The sequence below is a fragment of the Streptomyces sp. NRRL S-495 genome, assembly GCF_000966955.1.
GTDB classification, from domain to species: Bacteria; Actinomycetota; Actinomycetes; order Streptomycetales; family Streptomycetaceae; genus Kitasatospora; species Kitasatospora purpeofusca.
The window spans coordinates 1-17369 of the sequence record NZ_JZWY01000263.1 but is presented as its reverse complement, the minus strand read 5'-3'; the positions used below and the strand labels follow the sequence as shown (position 1 = coordinate 17369).

The 17369-nt window shown below is 75.1% G+C and carries 18 protein-coding genes and 2 pseudogenes; 12 read left to right on the top strand and 8 right to left on the bottom strand.

What is annotated here, in order from left to right; genetic code table 11:
• Positions 1-455: pseudogene (locus tag VR45_RS15255) on the bottom strand (hypothetical protein); the annotation flags it as partial.
• Between the two features lie 129 nt (positions 456-584).
• On the bottom strand, positions 585-911 hold the full coding sequence (locus tag VR45_RS15250) for a hypothetical protein (RefSeq protein WP_045940287.1): 327 nt from the start codon (positions 909-911) through the stop codon (positions 585-587).
• Between the two features lie 220 nt (positions 912-1131).
• On the opposite strand from VR45_RS15250, the gene VR45_RS42340 reads away from it, so the two are divergent.
• The 9 genes from VR45_RS42340 to VR45_RS15205 all read left to right on the top strand — a co-directional run bounded on the left by VR45_RS42340 (position 1132) and on the right by VR45_RS15205 (position 9933).
• Positions 1132-1713, top strand: coding sequence for a hypothetical protein (locus VR45_RS42340; protein WP_052709098.1), 582 nt, complete (start codon positions 1132-1134; stop codon positions 1711-1713).
• A 139-nt stretch (positions 1714-1852) separates the two neighbouring features.
• Positions 1853-2596: a hypothetical protein gene (locus VR45_RS46920; protein ID WP_159394220.1), complete on the top strand. Its 744-nt coding sequence runs from the start codon at positions 1853-1855 to the stop codon at positions 2594-2596.
• A gap of 329 nt (positions 2597-2925) precedes the next feature.
• Positions 2926-3879, top strand: a complete 954-nt coding sequence (locus tag VR45_RS15235) for an STM4015 family protein (protein WP_045940285.1) — start codon at positions 2926-2928, stop codon at positions 3877-3879.
• Positions 3880-4074: 195 nt separating this feature from the next.
• Positions 4075-4866, top strand: a complete 792-nt coding sequence (locus VR45_RS15230) for a leucine-rich repeat domain-containing protein (protein WP_234325980.1) — start codon at positions 4075-4077, stop codon at positions 4864-4866.
• 10 nt (positions 4867-4876) lie between these two features.
• The gene (locus VR45_RS15225; protein WP_045940284.1) at positions 4877-6106 is read left to right on the top strand and encodes an STM4014 family protein; all 1230 of its coding nucleotides are present in this window, start codon (positions 4877-4879) and stop codon (positions 6104-6106) included.
• A gap of 101 nt (positions 6107-6207) precedes the next feature.
• The gene (locus VR45_RS15220; RefSeq protein WP_199925950.1) at positions 6208-7110 is read left to right on the top strand and encodes an STM4013/SEN3800 family hydrolase; all 903 of its coding nucleotides are present in this window, start codon (positions 6208-6210) and stop codon (positions 7108-7110) included.
• Positions 7107-8525, top strand: a complete 1419-nt coding sequence (locus VR45_RS15215) for an STM4012 family radical SAM protein (protein WP_045940283.1) — start codon at positions 7107-7109, stop codon at positions 8523-8525. Before VR45_RS15220 ends, VR45_RS15215 begins: the two co-directional genes overlap by 4 nt.
• Positions 8526-8536: 11 nt before the next feature.
• Positions 8537-9448: an STM4011 family radical SAM protein gene (locus tag VR45_RS15210; protein ID WP_052709099.1), complete on the top strand. Its 912-nt coding sequence runs from the start codon at positions 8537-8539 to the stop codon at positions 9446-9448.
• Positions 9449-9549: 101 nt separating this feature from the next.
• Positions 9550-9933 carry a VOC family protein gene (locus VR45_RS15205; protein WP_030393122.1) on the top strand — a complete coding sequence of 128 codons (384 nt, stop codon included), beginning with the start codon at positions 9550-9552 and terminating at the stop codon, positions 9931-9933.
• A gap of 165 nt (positions 9934-10098) precedes the next feature.
• Here VR45_RS15205 and VR45_RS15200 read toward each other — a convergent pair whose 3' ends face one another.
• Positions 10099-10581 (bottom strand): MarR family transcriptional regulator, encoded by a 483-nt coding sequence (locus VR45_RS15200; RefSeq protein WP_043475867.1) that lies wholly within the window; start codon positions 10579-10581, stop codon positions 10099-10101.
• A gap of 134 nt (positions 10582-10715) precedes the next feature.
• Between VR45_RS15200 and VR45_RS15195 the strand changes: the two genes are divergently transcribed.
• Entirely contained in the window at positions 10716-11126 is a 411-nt protein-coding gene (locus VR45_RS15195; protein WP_045940282.1) for an organic hydroperoxide resistance protein, read from the top strand.
• A gap of 76 nt (positions 11127-11202) precedes the next feature.
• Here the strand turns inward: VR45_RS15195 and VR45_RS15190 are convergent, their stop codons facing one another.
• The gene (locus VR45_RS15190) at positions 11203-11649 is read right to left on the bottom strand and encodes an SHOCT domain-containing protein (RefSeq protein ID WP_052709097.1); all 447 of its coding nucleotides are present in this window, start codon (positions 11647-11649) and stop codon (positions 11203-11205) included.
• A gap of 258 nt (positions 11650-11907) precedes the next feature.
• Between VR45_RS15190 and VR45_RS15185 the strand changes: the two genes are divergently transcribed.
• A complete protein-coding gene (locus VR45_RS15185; protein WP_045940281.1) occupies positions 11908-12273 on the top strand; it encodes a hypothetical protein in 366 nt (121 codons plus the stop codon).
• Between the two features lie 55 nt (positions 12274-12328).
• Here the strand turns inward: VR45_RS15185 and VR45_RS15180 are convergent, their stop codons facing one another.
• Both VR45_RS15180 and VR45_RS15175 read right to left on the bottom strand, forming a co-directional pair.
• Positions 12329-12997, bottom strand: coding sequence for a family 16 glycosylhydrolase (locus VR45_RS15180; protein WP_052709096.1), 669 nt, complete (start codon positions 12995-12997; stop codon positions 12329-12331).
• Positions 12998-13157: 160 nt separating this feature from the next.
• The gene (locus tag VR45_RS15175; protein ID WP_063772481.1) at positions 13158-13961 is read right to left on the bottom strand and encodes a CBS domain-containing protein; all 804 of its coding nucleotides are present in this window, start codon (positions 13959-13961) and stop codon (positions 13158-13160) included.
• 407 nt (positions 13962-14368) lie between these two features.
• On the opposite strand from VR45_RS15175, the pseudogene VR45_RS15170 reads away from it, so the two are divergent.
• Positions 14369-15893 (top strand): annotated as a pseudogene (locus tag VR45_RS15170) (SDR family oxidoreductase).
• Positions 15894-15916: 23 nt separating this feature from the next.
• On the opposite strand, the gene VR45_RS15165 reads toward VR45_RS15170, so the two are convergent.
• Positions 15917-16447, bottom strand: a complete 531-nt coding sequence (locus tag VR45_RS15165) for a MarR family transcriptional regulator (RefSeq protein ID WP_045940279.1) — start codon at positions 16445-16447, stop codon at positions 15917-15919.
• A 74-nt stretch (positions 16448-16521) separates the two neighbouring features.
• The coding region (locus VR45_RS15160; RefSeq protein WP_045940278.1) for an MMPL family transporter at positions 16522-17369 on the bottom strand (848 nt) is incomplete at its 5' end.

Here is a 17369-nt window from a genome sequence, read left to right as displayed (position 1 = left end):
GGGGCGAGCCGGTCGAGCAGGGCGCCGCGGATCCGGTCGGCGAGCGCGTTGGTCACCGGACCGAGCTCGCCGCCGGTCAGCGCCCAGAGCGGTGGCCAGCCGACCGCGCCGGTCCGCTCGACCGCCTGTCGGCGGACCGCGTCCCACGGCAAGGTCCTGACCGCCTCCCGGACGGTCGAGGCCCCGGCCACGCGCAGCTCCAGGGCCGCCTCCGCCGCCGCCAGCGGCGAGCCGAACCACCTGATGTCGGCCGGTTCGGCCAGGCCGGCGGCCCGGTACGCGGCCCGCACCGCCCGCTCGACGCCGGCCCGGTCGGCCGGGCCGGTGGCAGCGGCGGTCGCCCGCCAACGAGCCGTCACCTCGGCGGTCATCTCGGCTGTCACCACAGCCGTCACCTCGGCCGACGCCGCCGCATCGGCCGCCGCCACGGCCGCTGTCGCCTGTCCGATCCCCATCCCCATCACCCTCTCCGTTCCCGACCGGGCACCCCGCCCGGCCGTAGTGCGGACGCCGTACGCCCGCCCCGCCTCGTCGTGCTTCCCCACCTCGTGCGCCGCCCGGCGCGCACCCGCGCGCGGCCGCCGTCAGTCGGCGACGATCCGCACCGCGCCCGGCGCGTACTCGCGCTGACGGACCACCCGGAACCAGCCCTTGGGCAGCGGTATCGCCGCGTGCTCCTCGTGCACCACCCGGCCGCCCTCCGGCAGGTGCAGCCACGCCACCCCGAACGGACCCGCCTCGCGCCGCAGCTCCCCCGGCCCGACCACGGCGTGCGCGTGCCCGGTCACCTCGCCCAGCGCCAGCACCAGCCGCCCCCGCGCGTCCCTGGGCTGCCCAGCCAGCGAGGCCACCCGGGACGGGACGGCCTCCTTCTCCACCGGCACCAGCAGCACGTCACCCTGACGAAACATCAGCTCTCCCTCGCCGAATCGACGACGCATCGGATTCCCACACCACGGACCATAGGGCAGGGGTCCGACAACGGCCCCGGTACCCGAGTGACCTCGGTGGAACACCGGGGCTGCCGGGACTGATGGTCCGTGACGGTCGCTAGTCTGTGCGACCGTCGGCCTGCGGGGCCGACCAGCACATGCACCACCAGCACATGTACCAGCAGGGGGATCTGTCACCATGTCGTCTCGTCGTACCGCCCTGGCCGCCGTCGCCGCGGCCACCGCCGTCCTGGCCCTCGCCGCCTGCGGCCCCGACGACGGTTCCGGGACCGGGGCCGCGCCCACCGGTCCGTCCGCGGCCGCCGGTTCGTCCGCGGCCCAGCCGTCCGCCGCCAAGTCCGCGGCCGCCCAGCCCTCACCGACCGGGTCCGCGGCCGCCCAGCCGTCCGCCGGCGCACCGGGGGGTGCATGCGCCACGCCGAAGCCCAACGGCAACCGCCGGGTGATCCACCCGGTAAAGCAGCCGCGCCAGGACACCGTGACCTACCAGGAAACCGGCTACACCTGCACGGTCAACGACGGGAAGTGGGAGCCGACCGGGCCCCAGAAGAACCTGATCTTCGCCCCGGAGGTCAAGGCCCAGCTCCAGCCCGCGTCCGGCCAGTACAGGACCGTGGTGGTCGGCGAGCTGTGGAACCACATCGGGGCGTGCCTGGACCGCACCCCCGACGCGGGCGTGTGCAGTTCCGGTCTGAACTACGAGATCGCGCTGGACGGCGAGGGCAGGATCAACGAGATCCGGGAGCTGTACGCCTCCTGAGCCGCTGCCACCGTCCGGCCGCGTCAGCCCCGTTCGGCCCGCCCCGCCCGGCGCACCCGGTGCACCCGGCGTACCCCACGCGGCTGGCGCGGCCGGGCGTCGGCGCCCTCAGGTGCACCAGAAGAGGAACGGTGTGCAGGTGGGCGTCGGCCGCGGGGTGGGCGTGCCGGACGGCGTGCCGGTAGCAGTCGCGGTGGCGGTACCCGTACCGGTACCCGAGGGCGTGCCCCCGGCCGACGGGGGCGGGCCCGGCGCCGAGGGCGGTGCCGTCGGCGGGGCGGTGCTCGGAACCGCCGGGACGGGCGCCGCCGGAGCGGGCACTCCCTGGCCCGGCGAGCCTCCGGTGGCCGACGCCGTGGCCCCACCGTCCTTGCCCGCCGAGGGCGACGGAGCGGCGGGGCCGGACCCCGAGGGCGACCCGGAGGCGGGCGCGGACGCCGTCCTGCTCGCGGGAGGCCGGGTGGTCGACGGGACCGGGGCCGGGGCCGTCGCCGCCGGAGCGGTGGACACCGTCGGCCCCGGGGCCGAACCGCTTCCCGGTGCCCCGGTGGTGGCCGGGACCGGCGCCGCCGCCTCGGCCGGCACGCCTTCGGAGCCGTTCGCCACCAGCGTCGCCGCCCCGAGCCCCAGCACCGCCGCACCGAGCACGGACACCACGATCCGCCCCGGCCGCCGCCGCGTCCGCCGGATCCGTCGCGTACGCCCCGCCGTCCGCCGGGAGCCCGGACCACCGGGGCCCGGGCCGCCACCGGGCGCGGCCGGTCCCGCCGGTTCCGGCAGCGGATGCGCGGCCGCCCCGGCCTGGGAGCCGGGCGGCGCGGGTCGGTCCGGGCCGGTCGCGGGCGCCCCGCAACCGGGGCAGGCCAGAGCGCCGTTCAGATGACGGCGGCAGGGAGCGCAGTAGTTCATAGGATCTTTCCCGTGCTGCCGGACAGCAGACTCACACCGGTCGCCGTCCTTCGCCGCCGGCCGCGCACGTCGTCGTGCACATGCGGAGCCTAGGCAGCGCGACCGCGGGGGTGCCATGCCTCCCTGTGAGGCTTCTGGAGAGATGCCGTGTCAGTCGACCGCACACCACCCACCGGTCGCCCACGGCCCGCCGCTTCCCCCAGGACGGCCCGGGGAGCGATCCGGAGGCGACCCGGCCGGGGGATTGTCGGTCCGGGCTGGTAGACAGTTGTTCGGCCCGCACCGACGCCCCAGGAGCAGCGCATGACGGTCAACAATCACATCGAGGACTTCCACGGCCTGCCGGTCTTCGACTTCGTCACGGCCGTCGACGCGGGCGGCGAGCTGCCGGAACCGGGCGCGGTCGCCTGGAAGATCGGCATCGAGTTCGACTCCGAGCAGGACTGGCCCACCCGTTGGGGGCAGTTCCTCGACCGGGTGGACACCAGCTCGGTCACGGCCGTGGTGGTCGGCGAGTGGTCGTGCGACGGCCCGGTGAGCTTCGCCGGACCGCTGGCCGCCCTGCTGGGGGCGGCCGATCGGCTGCCCGCGCTGCGCGGGCTGTTCATCGGCGACATCACGTACGAGGAGAACGAGATCTCCTGGATCGAGATGGTCGACGTGACACCGGTGCTGACGACCTTCCCGCTGCTCACCGAGCTGGTGGTGCGCGGTGCCTCCGGCGAGTACGCGCAGGGTACGGGCATGGCGCTCCAGCCGCTGCGGCACGAGCACCTGCGGGCGCTGCGCTTCGAGTCGGGCGGCCTCCCTGGGGAGGTGCCGCGGGCGGTCGCGGCGAGCGAGCTGCCCGCACTGGAGCGGCTGGAGTTCTGGCTCGGCGTGCAGGCGTACGGCGGCACGACCCGCCCGGCCGATCTGGATCCGTTCCTGGACGGCGGCCGGTTCCCCGCGCTGCGCCACCTCGGCCTGCAGAACAGCGAGTTCCAGGACGAGATCGCCGCCGCCGTCGCACACGCCCCCGTGGTGGCCCGGCTGGAGTCGCTGAACCTGTCGATGGGCGTGTTCACCGACGAGGGCGCGACGGCGCTGCTGGACGGCCAGCCGCTGACCCACCTCAAGCGCCTCGACCTGCACCACCACTACCTCAGCCAGGGCATGCAGCAGCGGCTGCGCGAGGCCCTGGCGGGGGTCGAGCTCGACCTCTCCGAGGCCGGCAAGCTCGGCGACCGGTGGCAGTACGTGGCGGTGGCCGAGTAGTCCGCCCGCCCGGGGCGCGTCCTCCAGCGGCCGCCCCGGCCACCCCGTCCGACCGTTACCGCACTCGCCGAAGTCGCCGCAATCGCCGCCCAGGGGGCACCCGTGATCATCACCAGCACCGTCGACCGCTTCCTCCACCTGCCGGTCGTCGACTTCTCGGTCGACAAGCCCCACCGGGGCAACCGGGGTGACCGGATCGATCTCCCGGAGCCGGGCACCGTCGCCTGGCGGCTCGCCGTGGCGTACGGCGCGGAGGGCGGTTTCGACGTCCTCTGGTCCGCCTTCCTGGAGGCGGTCGACCCGGCCACCGTCCGCGGGCTGCTCCTCGGCCCCTGGTGGACCCAGGACTACACCCCGGTGTCCGAGGCGCTCACCAGGATCGTCGCCGACGCCGACCGGTTCCCCGCCCTGGAGGGCCTGGTCATCGGCGACGTCTCGTACGAGGACTGCGAGATCTCCTGGCTGGAGATGTCCGACGTCACCCCGGCCCTGACGGCGTTCCCCGGGCTGACCGACCTCGTGGTGCGCGGGCTGCCGGCCGAGGTGGTCCGGGGCGTCGCCGCGAGTGAACTTCCCGCCCTGGAGAGCCTGGAGCTGTGGTTCGGCGTCGACGAGTACGGCGGCGACGCGACGATCGACGACGTCGCGCCGCTGCTGACCGGCACCCGGCTGCCGGCGCTGCGCCACCTCGGCCTGCAGAACAGCGAGTTCCAGGACGAGATCGCCGCCGCCGTCGCGCACGCCCCCGTGGTGGCGCAGCTGAGCACGCTGAGCCTGTCCATGGGCGTGCTGAGCGACGAGGGCGCGGCCGCGCTGCTGGACGGCCAGCCGCTCACCCACCTCAAGAGCCTCGACCTGCACCACCACTACCTCACCGAGGCCATGCAGGAGCGGGTCAGGGAGGCCCTGCCGGGCGTGGACGTCGACCTCTCCGACGCCGAGGAGGAGGACGAGGACGAGTGGCGCTACGTCGAGGTCTCCGAGTAGGCGCGGGCCGATGCTGACGACCCCGCAGGCCATCGGCCCGGCTCCGGACCGGGCGGTCCACCGGCTGCCGCCGGACGGGCGGCTGACCGTGCTCGGCAATCCCGGCCACCGCCGGGTGGCCCTGTTCGCGGCCGCCGCCCGGGCCGCCGGGCTGCCCGAACCCGCCGTCCTGCCCTGGATCGATCTGCTGCGCGGCACCCACCGGCTGTCGCCGGGCACCGTGCTGCGGATCGAGTCCCCGGGCGAGGACGAAGCGGTGGACGCGCTGCTGCGCGGCCCGGTGCTCGGCGCGGAGTACGCGGCGACCCGGGTCGAGGGCGGCGCGGCCTGGTACGCCGGGGTGACGGCCGCGCTGCGCACGCTGGCCGCGACGCCGGGGGTCGGGCTGCTCGGTGATCCGGAGGAGATCGCCGTGATGTTCGACAAGCGGCGGACGCACGCCCTGCTGTCGGCGGCCGGGGTCCCGGTGCCGCGCGCCCTGGAGGGGGGCGCCGTCACCGGCTGGGAGGACCTCAGGGCACGGTTGGACGCCGCCGGGCTGCGCCGGGTCTTCGTCAAACCGTCCCACGGCTCCTCCGCCTCGGGCGTGGTGGCGCTGGAGTTCGGGCCGCGCGGCCAGCTGCGGGCCACCACCTCGGTGGAACTCGCCGACGGCCGGATGCACAATTCGCTGCGGGTCCGCCGCTACCAGGAGGAACGGCAGGTGGCGGAGCTGGTCGACCGGCTCGCCCCGGACGGCCTGCACGTCGAGCAGTGGGTGCCGAAGGCCTCCCAGTCGGGCCGCTCGGCCGACCTGCGGGTCGTGGTGGTCGCCGGGCGGGCGACCCATGCGGTGGTCCGTACCAGCGACCGGCCGATGACCAACCTCCACCTCGGCGGTACCCGGGGCAGCCTGGAACTGGCCCGGGAGGCCGCCGGACCGGCCTGGCCGGACCTCCTGGAGACGGCGGAGCGAGCGGCCGCCTGCTTCCCGGGCTCGCTGATGGTCGGCGTCGACGTCCTGCCGACCGCCGCGTGGCGGCGCACGGTGGTCGGCGAGGTCAACGCCTTCGGGGACTTGCTGCCCCGGCTCACCGGCCTGGCGGGCGGGCCGGCCGAGGGCCTCGACACCTACGCCGCCCAGCTCGCCGCGCTCGGCGCCGTCCCGCCGGCGGCGGCCGCACCGCCCGGTGCGCCGGGCCCGGCGACGCACTCGACACACCTGAACCACCCCAACCACCCACCTACGGAACAGCCCTGATGAGCCACCGCACCGCCGCCACCGACCCGACCACGGACGCGACCACGGGCCCGGGCAGCTCCCCGGCTCCCGCCGAGCCGGACCTGAACGCCGAACCCGACATGAACGCCGTGGTCGGCAGCCACGACCTGTTGCTGGTCACCCTGGACACCCTGCGCTTCGACGTCGCCGAGGAACTGGCCGCCGCCGGGCGGATCCCGCACCTGGCCGCCCACCTGCCCGGCGGGCGCTGGGAGCGGCGGCACTCCCCCGGCAGCTTCACCTACGCCGCCCACCAGGCGATCCTGGCCGGCTTCCTGCCGACCCCGGCCTCGCCCGGCGGGCCGCACCCGCGGCTGTTCGCCGCCCGGTTCGCCGGGTCGGAGAGCACCGCGCCGCGCACCTGGGTGTTCGACGCCCCCGACCTGCCGGGTGCGCTCGCCGCCGCCGGCTACCGGACGGTCTGCATCGGCGGCGTCGGCTTCTTCAACAAGCAGGGCCCGCTGGGCTCGGTGCTGCCGGGGCTGTTCCAGGAGAGCCACTGGGCGCCCGAGATGGGCGTCCCCTCGCCGACGTCCTTCGAGGCACAGGTCGACCGGGCCGAGCGGGTGGCGGCCGAGCAGCCCGACGGGCAGCCGCTGTTCCTGTTCGTCAATGTCCCGGCACTGCACCAGCCGAACTGGTTCCACCTGCCCGGCGCGACCCGCGAGCACGGCGACAGCAGGGAGAGCCACGCCGCCGCGCTGGAGTACGTGGACGCCCACATCGGCCGACTGTTCGCGGCGATGAGCGCACGGCGGCCGTGCTTCGCGATCGTCTGCTCGGACCACGGCACGGCCTACGGGGAGGACGGCTACACCGGCCACCGGATCGGCCACGAGGTGGTCTGGACGGTGCCGTACGCCCACTTCACGCTGCCCGCGACGACCGCACCGGCCGTGCCGGCCTCGTCGGCCTCGTCGGCCACACCGGCTGGGCCCACCTCGTCCGCCGTACCCGCCCCGACCGCCGAGGAGACCGTATGACCACCGCCCCCGCCGCGCCGGCCGTCCTCCCTGACGGGTCCGCGGGCTCCTCCCCGTACCAGTCGTACGTGTACGCCTACCCGCACAAGACGGCGTACCGCGAGCTGCCGGACCGTCCGCCACTGCGCGAGCTGTGGGCGGGCGAGTCCCAGCACGCGCTCTCGCTCTACCTGCACATCCCGTTCTGCGAGGTGCGCTGCGGCTTCTGCAACCTGTTCACCCGGATCGGCGGCCCGGAGGGGCTGACCACCGCCTATCTGGACGCGCTCGACCGGCAGGCGGGTGCCGTCCGGGCGGCGCTGGACGAGGGGGCCGGGTTCGCGCTGGCCGCGTTCGGCGGCGGCACCCCGACCTATCTGAGCGCCGCCGAGCTGGAGCGGCTCTGCGACATCGCCGAGCACCGGATGGGTGCCGACCTGCGGGCGATCCCGCTCTCGGTCGAGGCCTCCCCCGCCACGGCCACCGCCGACCGCCTCGCCGTACTGGCCGAGCGCGGCAGCACCCGGCTGAGCCTGGGGGTGCAGTCCTTCGTCGACGCCGAGGCGCGCTCGGCCGTCCGGCCGCAGAAGCGCGCCGAGGTCGAGGCCGCGCTGGGCCGGATCCGGGACGCCGGGTTCCCGGTCCTCAACATCGACCTCATCTACGGCATCGACGGCCAGACGGAGGCGAGTTGGCTCCGCTCGCTGGACGCCGCACTCGCCTGGCGGCCCGAGGAGCTGTACCTGTACCCGCTGTACGTCCGGCCGTTGACCGGGCTGGCCCGGCGCGGGGAGGTGGAGAGCCCCGCCCAGTGGGACACCCGGCGGCTCGCGCTCTACCGGGCCGGCCGCGACCACCTGCTCGCCCACGGCTACGAGCAGGTGTCGATGCGGATGTTCCGCCGGGCGGCCGCGCCGCAGGCCGGGGTGAGCGAGTACGCCTGCCAGACGGACGGCATGGTGGGCCTCGGCTGCGGCGCCCGCTCCTACACCTCCCGTCTGCACTACTCCTTCGACTACGCGGTGGACGCGACGGAGGTGCGCCGCATCATCGACGACTACGTGGCGACCCCGGGGTTCGACCGCGCGGTGGTCGGCCGGGCGATGACTCCGCCGGAGGCCCGGCGCCGGCACCTCGTGCAGTCGCTGCTCCAGGCGGAGGGGCTGGCGCTCGCCGACTACCGGAACCGCTTCGGCAGCACCCCGGCCGAGGACTTCCCGGCCGAGTTCGCCGCCTTCGCCGCCCGCGGCTGGCTGGCCGAGGACGCCCATGGCACGGGCGGCGCGGGCGGTGCAGGCGGCGCGGCCACCGGTCCGGCGGATCGCGCCGAGCGGCTCAGGCTCTCGCCCGAGGGCCTGGCGCACTCGGACGCGGTCGGCCCGATGCTGTTCTCGCCCGAGGTCCGCGCGCTGATGGCGGAGTACGAGGCGAAATGACCTTCCTCGGCATGCCCGCGCCCGGGCCCGTACCGACCCCGAGGCCCGCCCCGTCCCCGACGCCCGGGCCGCTCGACCTCCGTCTGCTCTACCGGGGCCCGCTGGCCTCCTGCGACTACGACTGCCCGTACTGCCCGTTCGCCAAGCGGCGCGACACGCCCGAGCAACTCCGCTCCGACCGGGCCGCGTTGGAGCGGTTCACCGGCTGGGTGGCCGGGCGCGCCGGGTCCGGGGACACCCTCTCGGTGCTGTTCACCCCCTGGGGCGAGGGTCTGGTGCGGTCCTGGTACCGGCGGGCCATGGTCGAGTTGAGCCGGCTGCCGCACGTGCGGCGGGTCGCGATCCAGAGCAACCTCAGCTGCCGCACCGGTTGGCTGGCCGAGGCGGATCTCGACACCCTCGCGCTCTGGGTCACCTACCACCCCGGCCAGGTCGAGCACGAGCGCTTCCTCGCCAAGTGCCGCGAGCTGGACGCGCTCGGCGTGCGGTACAGCGTCGGCGTGGTGGGGCAGCCGGAGCACCTCACGGCGGCCCGGCGGCTGCGCGCCGAGCTGTCCCCGGCGGTGTACCTGTGGATCAACGCCGCCGAGGGCCGTACCTACACCGACGCCGAGGCGGCCGACTGGACCGCCCTCGATCCGCACTTCGGGTACAGCCGGAACGCCCACCCCAGCGCCGGCCGGGCCTGCCGCACCGGCGAGTCCGTGGTCTCCGTGGACGGCGACGGCACGGTCCGCCGCTGTCACTTCGTGCCCGAGGAGCTGGGCAACCTCTACGACGGCTCCTACCGGGCCCGGCTCGGCCCACGGACCTGCCCGCTACCGGTCTGCGACTGCCACATCGGCTATGTGCACCTGGAGACGCTGCCGCTGTACGACGTCTTCGCGGGCGGTGTGCTGGAGCGGATCCCGCACACCCGGTGACGCCACCGGCACGCTGCGGGGTACCTGGGCCCCGACCCGGCTCCGGCCTGGCCGGGGCCCGGTCCACGTACCTACGCTGGAGGGAGGAGGAGGCGATCAGCATGCTTGGAGACGCACCCTTGGTGGCGATCATTCCCGCCGCCGACGTGGCCCGGGCGAAGGCTTTCTACACCGACACCCTCGGCCTCAAGCTCACGGACGCCGGCCCGCACGGCGATCTGACCTTCGAGTGCGGGGGCAGCGAGTTCGGCATCTACGAGACACCCAGCGGCGGCCAGGCCGCCCACACCCTGGCCAGTTTCAAGGTCTCCGACCTGGACGCGGAGATGGCCGGACTGCGCGGCAAGGGCGTCGTGTTCGAGGAGTACGACATGCCCGGCCTGAAGACGGTCGACGGCGTCGTCGAGGACGACGGCATGCGCGCGGCCTGGTTCAAGGACAGCGAAGGAAACATCCTCTGCCTGAACGAGCGCACCGCCGGCTGACCCGGCCGGGCGCACTTCGCACCGACCAGAACCGAGCCGGACGACCCGAACCGGACGACCCGAACCGGACGAGCCGCACCGGACGGACCGGCACACGTCCCCGGCCGGGCGCCGCACTGCGCGGTGCCCGGCCGGGGAACGAAGGAGCGGGGGTCACGGCGGGCGTCAGCCCTCGGCGGCGAGGCCCGGAACGGCGGTGTCGAGGGCCTCGGTGACCTGGTCCAGCAGCACCCTCAGGGTGGCGAGCTGTTCGACCGGGAGCCCGGTCGCGACCAGCAGTCGGCGGGGCACCTGTCCGGCGCGCTCGCGCATCGCGGAACCCTCGCCGGTGAGGCTGACGGTGACCGAGCGCTCGTCCTCAGGGCTGCGCTTCCGATGCACCAGGCCGGCCGCCTCCAACCGCTTGAGCAACGGGGAGAGGGTCCCCGAGTCCAGTCGGAGGTGTTCGCCGATCCGTTTCACCGGCAGTTCGCCGTGTTCCCAGAGCACGAGCATCACCAGGTACTGCGGATAAGTCAGGCCAAGGTCCTTGAGCAACACCCGGTAGACACCGCCGAAGGCGCGGGAAGCCGCGTTCAGCGAGAAGCAGATCTGTCGGTCCAGGAGGAGCAGGTCGGCATCGTCGGGAAGGTCGGGCAGCACGGTCATGGGTCCATGGTAGCGACGACATGTGCCCTATTCAGTTGTGTGCAATTGAATGGTGTGCTCTACTTGTCTTCGGAAGGCGGCCCGAGCGGGCCGCCGGACCACCACTTCGTACGCAGGACGGAAGGGAACGGACCATGGACGCGCTCTACACCGCAGTCGCCACCGCCAACGGCCGGGAGGGCCGCACCGTCAGCTCCGACGGTCAGCTGGACCTCGCGCTGGCGATGCCGCCCGGCCTCGGCGGCAGCGGTCAGGGCACCAACCCGGAGCAGCTGTTCGCCGCCGGCTACGCCGCCTGTTTCGCCAGTGCGCTGGGCCTGGTCGGCCGGCAGGCCAAGGTGGACACCGGTGAGATCTCGGTGACCGCCGAGGTGTCCATCGGCAAGGACGCCGAGGGCTTCGGCCTCTCCGTGGTGCTGCGGGTCGAGCTGCCCGAGGCGCTCGCGGGCGAGACCGGCCAGCTGCTGGTGAAGAAGGCCCACGAGGTGTGCCCGTACTCCCGCGCCACCCGCGGCAACATCCCGGTCGAGCTCGTCGTCGAGTAGTCACCGGCCGAGCCGTGGCCGCCCCCGACCACCGACGGTGCCCCGTCGCGCGACCGCGCGGCGGGGCACCGTCGCGTCAGCCCGATCCACCGAGTGACGACGGCGGGGGCGAATCCGGCGGACCCGGCACGTCCGGCGGACCGGGCGGACCCGGCGGCGGGAACGGGGGTGGCGCCGACGGCGCGGCCCCCGGCGGCCCACCGGCACCCCGCAGGACGTCCAGGCGGTGCCGGTACTCCTCCGCGTCGATCTCGCCGCGCGCGAACCGCTCCGCCAGGACCTGCTCGGCCGCCGGCCAGGCCGGCAGCACTCCGCCCGCCGGACCACCCGGGCCGCCGGGGCCTCCCGGGGCCCCGCCCCACACGCCCTTGGGCGGCGGTGGACCGGCGACCCGCGACCTCCGGGCCAGAAGCACCGCGACGACCACCAGCGCCACCACGGCCAGCAGCAGTCCCAGCGCGAACAGGCCCAGGCCCCAGGGTCCGACGTCATGACCGTAGCCATGGCCGTTCCAGTGCCTCATCACGACCTCCTGACCACCCCGGTCCATGGATGGCCGCCATGACCAACGGCCCGCCCCGGGGCGCTCGGCGCCTCACCACCATCGTGCGCCCCCGCCCGTCGGAGTGGCGTGAGGAGGGCCCGCCCCGCCGCCGCACGGGGCCGAGCGGGAGGCGGGAGACCGCAGGAGGGCCACGGAGCATACGCCGCCGGGTGGCCGCCGGACCGGGAAAGCCGCTGGAGCCGGACCCTCCCGCACCGGCCGGGTAGCGTTCGCCCCATGAACCACCACCCGCCGGCCGACGACCGCGAGCGCCTCGTCGCGGCCGGGGTGCTGCTCCGCTACGCGGACCACCGCCCGCACCCGGCACTGGGCCACTCCACCATCGGCTACGTCTCGACGGCGCTCTGGTACGAACTCACCGCACTGGCCATCTCCCCCGACGCCGCGGCGGCCACGGCCCACGCGCTGCTCCGCACCATCGCCGCCGACGCGGTGGACGCCGCCCTCGCGCCCGGCAACGAGACCGCGCCGCGCGACGACCTCTATGTGACCCACCCCGCGTACATCGGGCCGCGCCGCCGCACGGTCTGGTTCCAGCGCTCCGGACCGCGCGGCCTGGTGACGGCGATGTTCCCGCCGTAGGGCGTGCCCTTCGGATCACGCCGGGCGGGCTCCGCGAGACACGCCCCGGCTCCGATCACGCGTCCTCCGGACCGCCCCTCTCGATCCGCAGGCTGTGGCAGGTCCAGCTGAGCAGGTCGGACCCGAAGATCGGCGGCCGGTCGTGGTAGGTGCCGTCCGCGACGGACAGGTTGACGATCAGGAAGGCGTGCCAGTCCGCGCCCACACCGCGCCGGTCGGCGTGGATCAGGGTGTCGTCGACGAACCAGTCGACCGAGTGGGCGCCGAAGACCGTCCGCAGGTCGAAGGTCACGCCGGGGGCTATACCGGCCTCGGCCCCGTGCCAGTAGCGGTAGCCGCCCCGGACGTGGTTGGAGATCTCCAGCAGGTCAGGGTGGTCGGGGTGGTACTCGAAGACGTCGATCTCGTTGCCGCCGTCCCGCCAGGTCCAGATCGCCGGCCAGGCGCCGAGCTCGCGGGGCAGGGTGATGCGCGCGCTCAGCACGTCGCCGGTGCGGACCTGGAAGCCCTCGGGGCTGCCCTCGGTGGTCAGCAGATTGCACGTCCAGAGGTCGCCGCCGTGGCGCCGGACGGCGGTGAAGACTCCGCCGGGGCAGTACGCGCGGCTGAGGAAGTCGAGTTTGTGGTCCCCCCGGTTGGTCGGCCCCATCCGGGGATAGGCACTGCTGCGCCCCGCGATCCACTGGCTGGTCGATGTGAAGTCCGCGTCGAACACGACGGCCACGGCTGCCTCCCCGGTCACCGGCGGCGCGGCGGCCTACTACCGCCGCACACGCAGGGTGATATGCCCGATACGCAGCGCAATATTCGAAGCGGACGCTCCGGATCCAGCCGATTCCCGATCGAACGGAGTGGCGACGGACCGCATGCGCGGGCGTACCGGGTCAGCGGACCGGCGCAGGCGCGTCGCTCCCGCGCGCGCTGCCGTTGCGCGCGCCCCCGCCCCGCCCGTCGGCCCCGCGCCCTCCGGTGCCGCCTCCGGGGCCCTCAGCGCCCCCACCCGCTCCGCCCCCACCCGCTCCGCCGCCGGCCCCGTCCGCGCCGCCCGGGGAGTCGTCCTCCGGGCCCAGACCGCCGAAGGTGTCGGCGCTCAGCCGGTCGGTCACCGACACCACGCCGTCCACCGAGCGGCAGAGGTTCAGCACGATCGGCACGAGGTGCGGCTCTGGCACCGTGCCGCTGAGCACCACCCGGCCCTGGTCGACCTCGACGCCGACCAGGGCCGGGCTCACGCCCTCGACCCGGCCGAGCACCTCCTCGACGATCTCCCGGCGGATCACCCGGTCCTCGCGGAGGAAGACCCGGAGCAGGTCCCCCCGGCTGACCATGGCGAAGACCCGGCCGTCCTCGTCCAGCACCGGCAGCCGTTTCACACCGTGCCGGCCCATCAACCGGGCCGCCGCGACGACGCTGGTCGACGGGGTGATGCAGACGACCGGCCCGCTCATCAGGTCGGCGGCGGTGACGGTGCCGTCCGGACCGGGCCTGGCGGCGCCGGGCGGTGGCATCAGACTGCCCTGGTCCTCCTGGGCCGCCAGGGTGAGCAGCAGGTCCGCCTCCGAGACGATGCCGAGCGGCCGGCCGTCGTCGTCCACCACCGGCACGCCGGTGATGTCGTACTCGGCCAGTAGCGCGACGATCTCCCGGAAGCCGGTCTCGGGCATCACCCGGACCACGGGACTGGTCATCACTGATTCGACGGTGGCATGCCGCACGCCGGTTCACCTCGTCCGCGAGCACCGTCCGGCCGGACCTCTGTCGTCCGGTCGGCTGTACCAGGAGCATCTCCCCCGACCGGCCGATCCGCCAGGGGCCAAGGGGCTGAATCACGGGGACCAACGGCCCCTGGCCCCGAACACCGCGTTTACCGGGCCGGGCACCGTACTGCGCGGGTGCCCGGCGCCCGCGCCCGCGTCCGTCCCGGTGGGCCGGCCGGGCCGGACCGGCCGATCGGGGGTGCGCACGGCACCGGCGGTGCGGGTACGCCTTCCGGCCGGACCGCCCACCGCCGCCCCCGGGAGCCACCGTGACCGAACCCTCCAGCTCCGACGACCAGCACGACGACCGTCCCGACGACCGGCCCCCCGGCGGACCGCTGCGCTGCCTGGTCACCGGGGCCACCGGCTACATCGGCGGTCGGCTGGTGCCGGTGCTGCTCGACGCCGGCCACACCGTGCGGTGCCGGCCACACCGTGCGGTGCCTGGTCCGCGCCCCGGACCGGCTGCGGGACCACCCCTGGCGGAGCCGGGTCGAGGTGGTCACCGGGGACGTCACCCGCCCCGAGAGCCTCACCGACGCCTTCACGGACATCGACGTCGCCTACTACCTGGTGCACTCGCTCGGCACCGGCCCGGACTTCGAGGCCACCGACCGGGACGCCGCCGGGGCGTTCGGGCGGGCGGCGGCGCTGGCCGGGGTGCGCCGGATCGTCTACCTGGGCGGCCTCGCCCCCGCCGGGGTCCCGGCCGGGCGGCTCTCGCCGCACCTGCGCTCGCGGATCGAGGTCGGCCGGGAACTGCGGGCGAGCGGCGTGCCGACCGCCGAACTGCGGGCCGCGGTGATCATCGGCTCCGGCTCGGCCTCCTTCGAGATGCTGCGCCACCTCACCGAACGGCTCCCGGTGATGGTGACCCCGCGCTGGGTGGACACCCGGATCCAGCCGATCGCCGTCCGCGACGTGCTGCGGCTGCTGGTCGGCGCCGCGACGCTGCCGCCCGACCTCAGCCGCGCCTTCGACATCGGCGGCCCCGAGGTGCTGACCTACCGCCGGATGATGGAGCGGTACGCGGCGGTGGCCGGACTGCCGCGCCGGCTGATCCTCGCCGTACCGGTCCTCACGCCCCGGCTCTCCAGCCTCTGGGTCGGCCTGGTCACCCCGGTGCCCGGGACGATCGCCCGGCCGCTGGTGGAGTCGCTGCGGTACGAGGTGGTCCGCACCGAGCACGACCTCGACCGCCTCCTGCCCGAGCCGCCGGGCGGCGCCGTCGGCTTCGACGAGGCCGTCCGGCTGGCGCTGCGGCGGATCAGGGACGCGGACGTCGCCACCCGCTGGTCCTCCGCCTCGCTGCCCGGCACTCCCAGCGACCCGCTGCCCACCGACCCGGACTGGGCCGGCGGCAGCCTCTACCAGGACGTCAGGGAACTCCGGGTGGACGTCGACCCGGCCGCGCTGTGGCGGGTGGTGGAGGCGATCGGCGGCGACAACGGCTGGTACTCCTTCCCGCTCGGCTGGGCGGTGCGCGGGTGGGTGGACCGGCTGCTCGGCGGGGTCGGCCTGCGGCGCGGGCGGCGGGACCCGGCGCGGCTGCGGGTCGGCGACTCGCTCGACTTCTGGCGGGTGGAGGAACTCGAACCCGGACGGCTGCTGCGGCTGCGCGCCGAGATGCGGCTGCCCGGGCCGGCCTGGCTGGAGCTGACCGTCGCCCCGGACGGCGCGGGCGGCGCCCGGTACCGGCAGCGGGCGCTGTTCCACCCGCGCGGGCTGGCCGGACACGCCTACTGGTGGTCGGTGGCGCCCTTCCACGCCGTCGTGTTCGGCGGGATGGCCCGGCGGATCACCGAGGAGGCCGCGCGCGGTGCCGAGGGGGATGCCGGGGATGCCGGGGGCGGTACGACCTGAGCGGCCTCCCGGCCGCCCGGCCGTCAGCGGGCCCGGCGCAGGTCGGCCAGCTCGCCGGTGATCCGGCCGAGGAAGCGCGCCACCGCGGCGAGCTCGGCCGGGGTGAACTCAGCACGCACCGTCTCGGTCCGCCGGGCCACCGGCGCGAACCACTCCGCCGCCATCCGGCCGGCGCCCGGCAGATAGTGCACCAGGACCAGGCGCCGGTCGGCGGTGTCCCGGCTGCGGCGGATGTGCCCGGCCCGCTCCAGCCGGTCCAGCACGGCGGTGACGGCGCCCGAGGAGAGGCCCAGTTCCTCGCCCAGCCGCCCGGGCGTGATCCCCCCGCTGCTGGACCGGTCGGACTCCGGGGCCGCGCGCATGATCGCGAGCAGCGCCTGGACGTCCGTGGTGTGCAGGCCGCTGGCGCCGGCGAAGCCGTGGCCGAGCAGGTGCATCTCGGAGGCGAGGTCCTGGAGCAGCCGTCCGAGTGCCGGTCCGCCGGGCGGTTCCTGCCCTTGGTCCTGCCCCTGGTCGTGCTCCTGCTGCTCCTGCTGCTCCCCCTGCTCGGACAAGGCGTGTTCTCCGGTCGCGTACGGCGTCGATCCAACCCGTTCAGCCTAACGGCGCCGCGCCGCTGCCCCGCGGATCACCCCCCGGAGCCCGACCCGGCTTCCGACGACACCGACACCGACGCCGTAGACGCCGACGCCGACCCCGCCCGCAGGGCACCGCGGCCGGTCCCGGCGGGCCACCAGACCCGGTCGCCGAGGTCCCGGACCAGCGCGGGCACCAGCAGCGAACGGACCAGCAGGGTGTCCAGCAGCACCCCGAACGCCACGATGAAGGCGATCTGGGCGAGGAAGGCCAGCGGGATCACCCCGAGCGCGGCGAAGGTCGCGGCCAGCACCACACCCGCCGAAGTGATCACCCCGCCGGTGGCGGTGAGCCCGCGCAGCACCCCTTCGCGGGTGCCGAGGCGCAGCGACTCCTCCCGGACCCTGGTCATCAGGAAGATGTTGTAGTCCACCCCGAGCGCGACCAGGAACACGTACCCGTACAGCGGCACCGAGGGGTCCACCGCGGAGAACCCGAACACGTGCGGGAACACCACCGCGCTGACCCCGAGCGTGGCGAGGTAGGAGAGCGCGACGGTGGCGGCCAGCAGGACCGGCGCCACCAGCGAGCGCAGCAGCAGGACCAGCACGGCCAGCACGCAGAGCAGCACCACCGGGGTGATCAGACGCCGGTCGTGGGCGGCCGTGGTCCGGGTGTCCTCCTGCTGGGCGGTGTAGCCGCCGACCAGCGCCCGCGCGTCGGGCACGGCGTGCACCGCGTCCCGCAGCCGGTGGACGGTGGCGATGGCCGCGTCGCTGTCGGCCGGGTCGGTGAGCGTGGCCTCCAGCCGGACCCGGCCGTCCACGACCAGCGGCGCGGTACCCGGCGCTCCACCCGGCGCGGCGCCCGGCGCCCCGGCGGCGGTGGCGCGGACGGCGG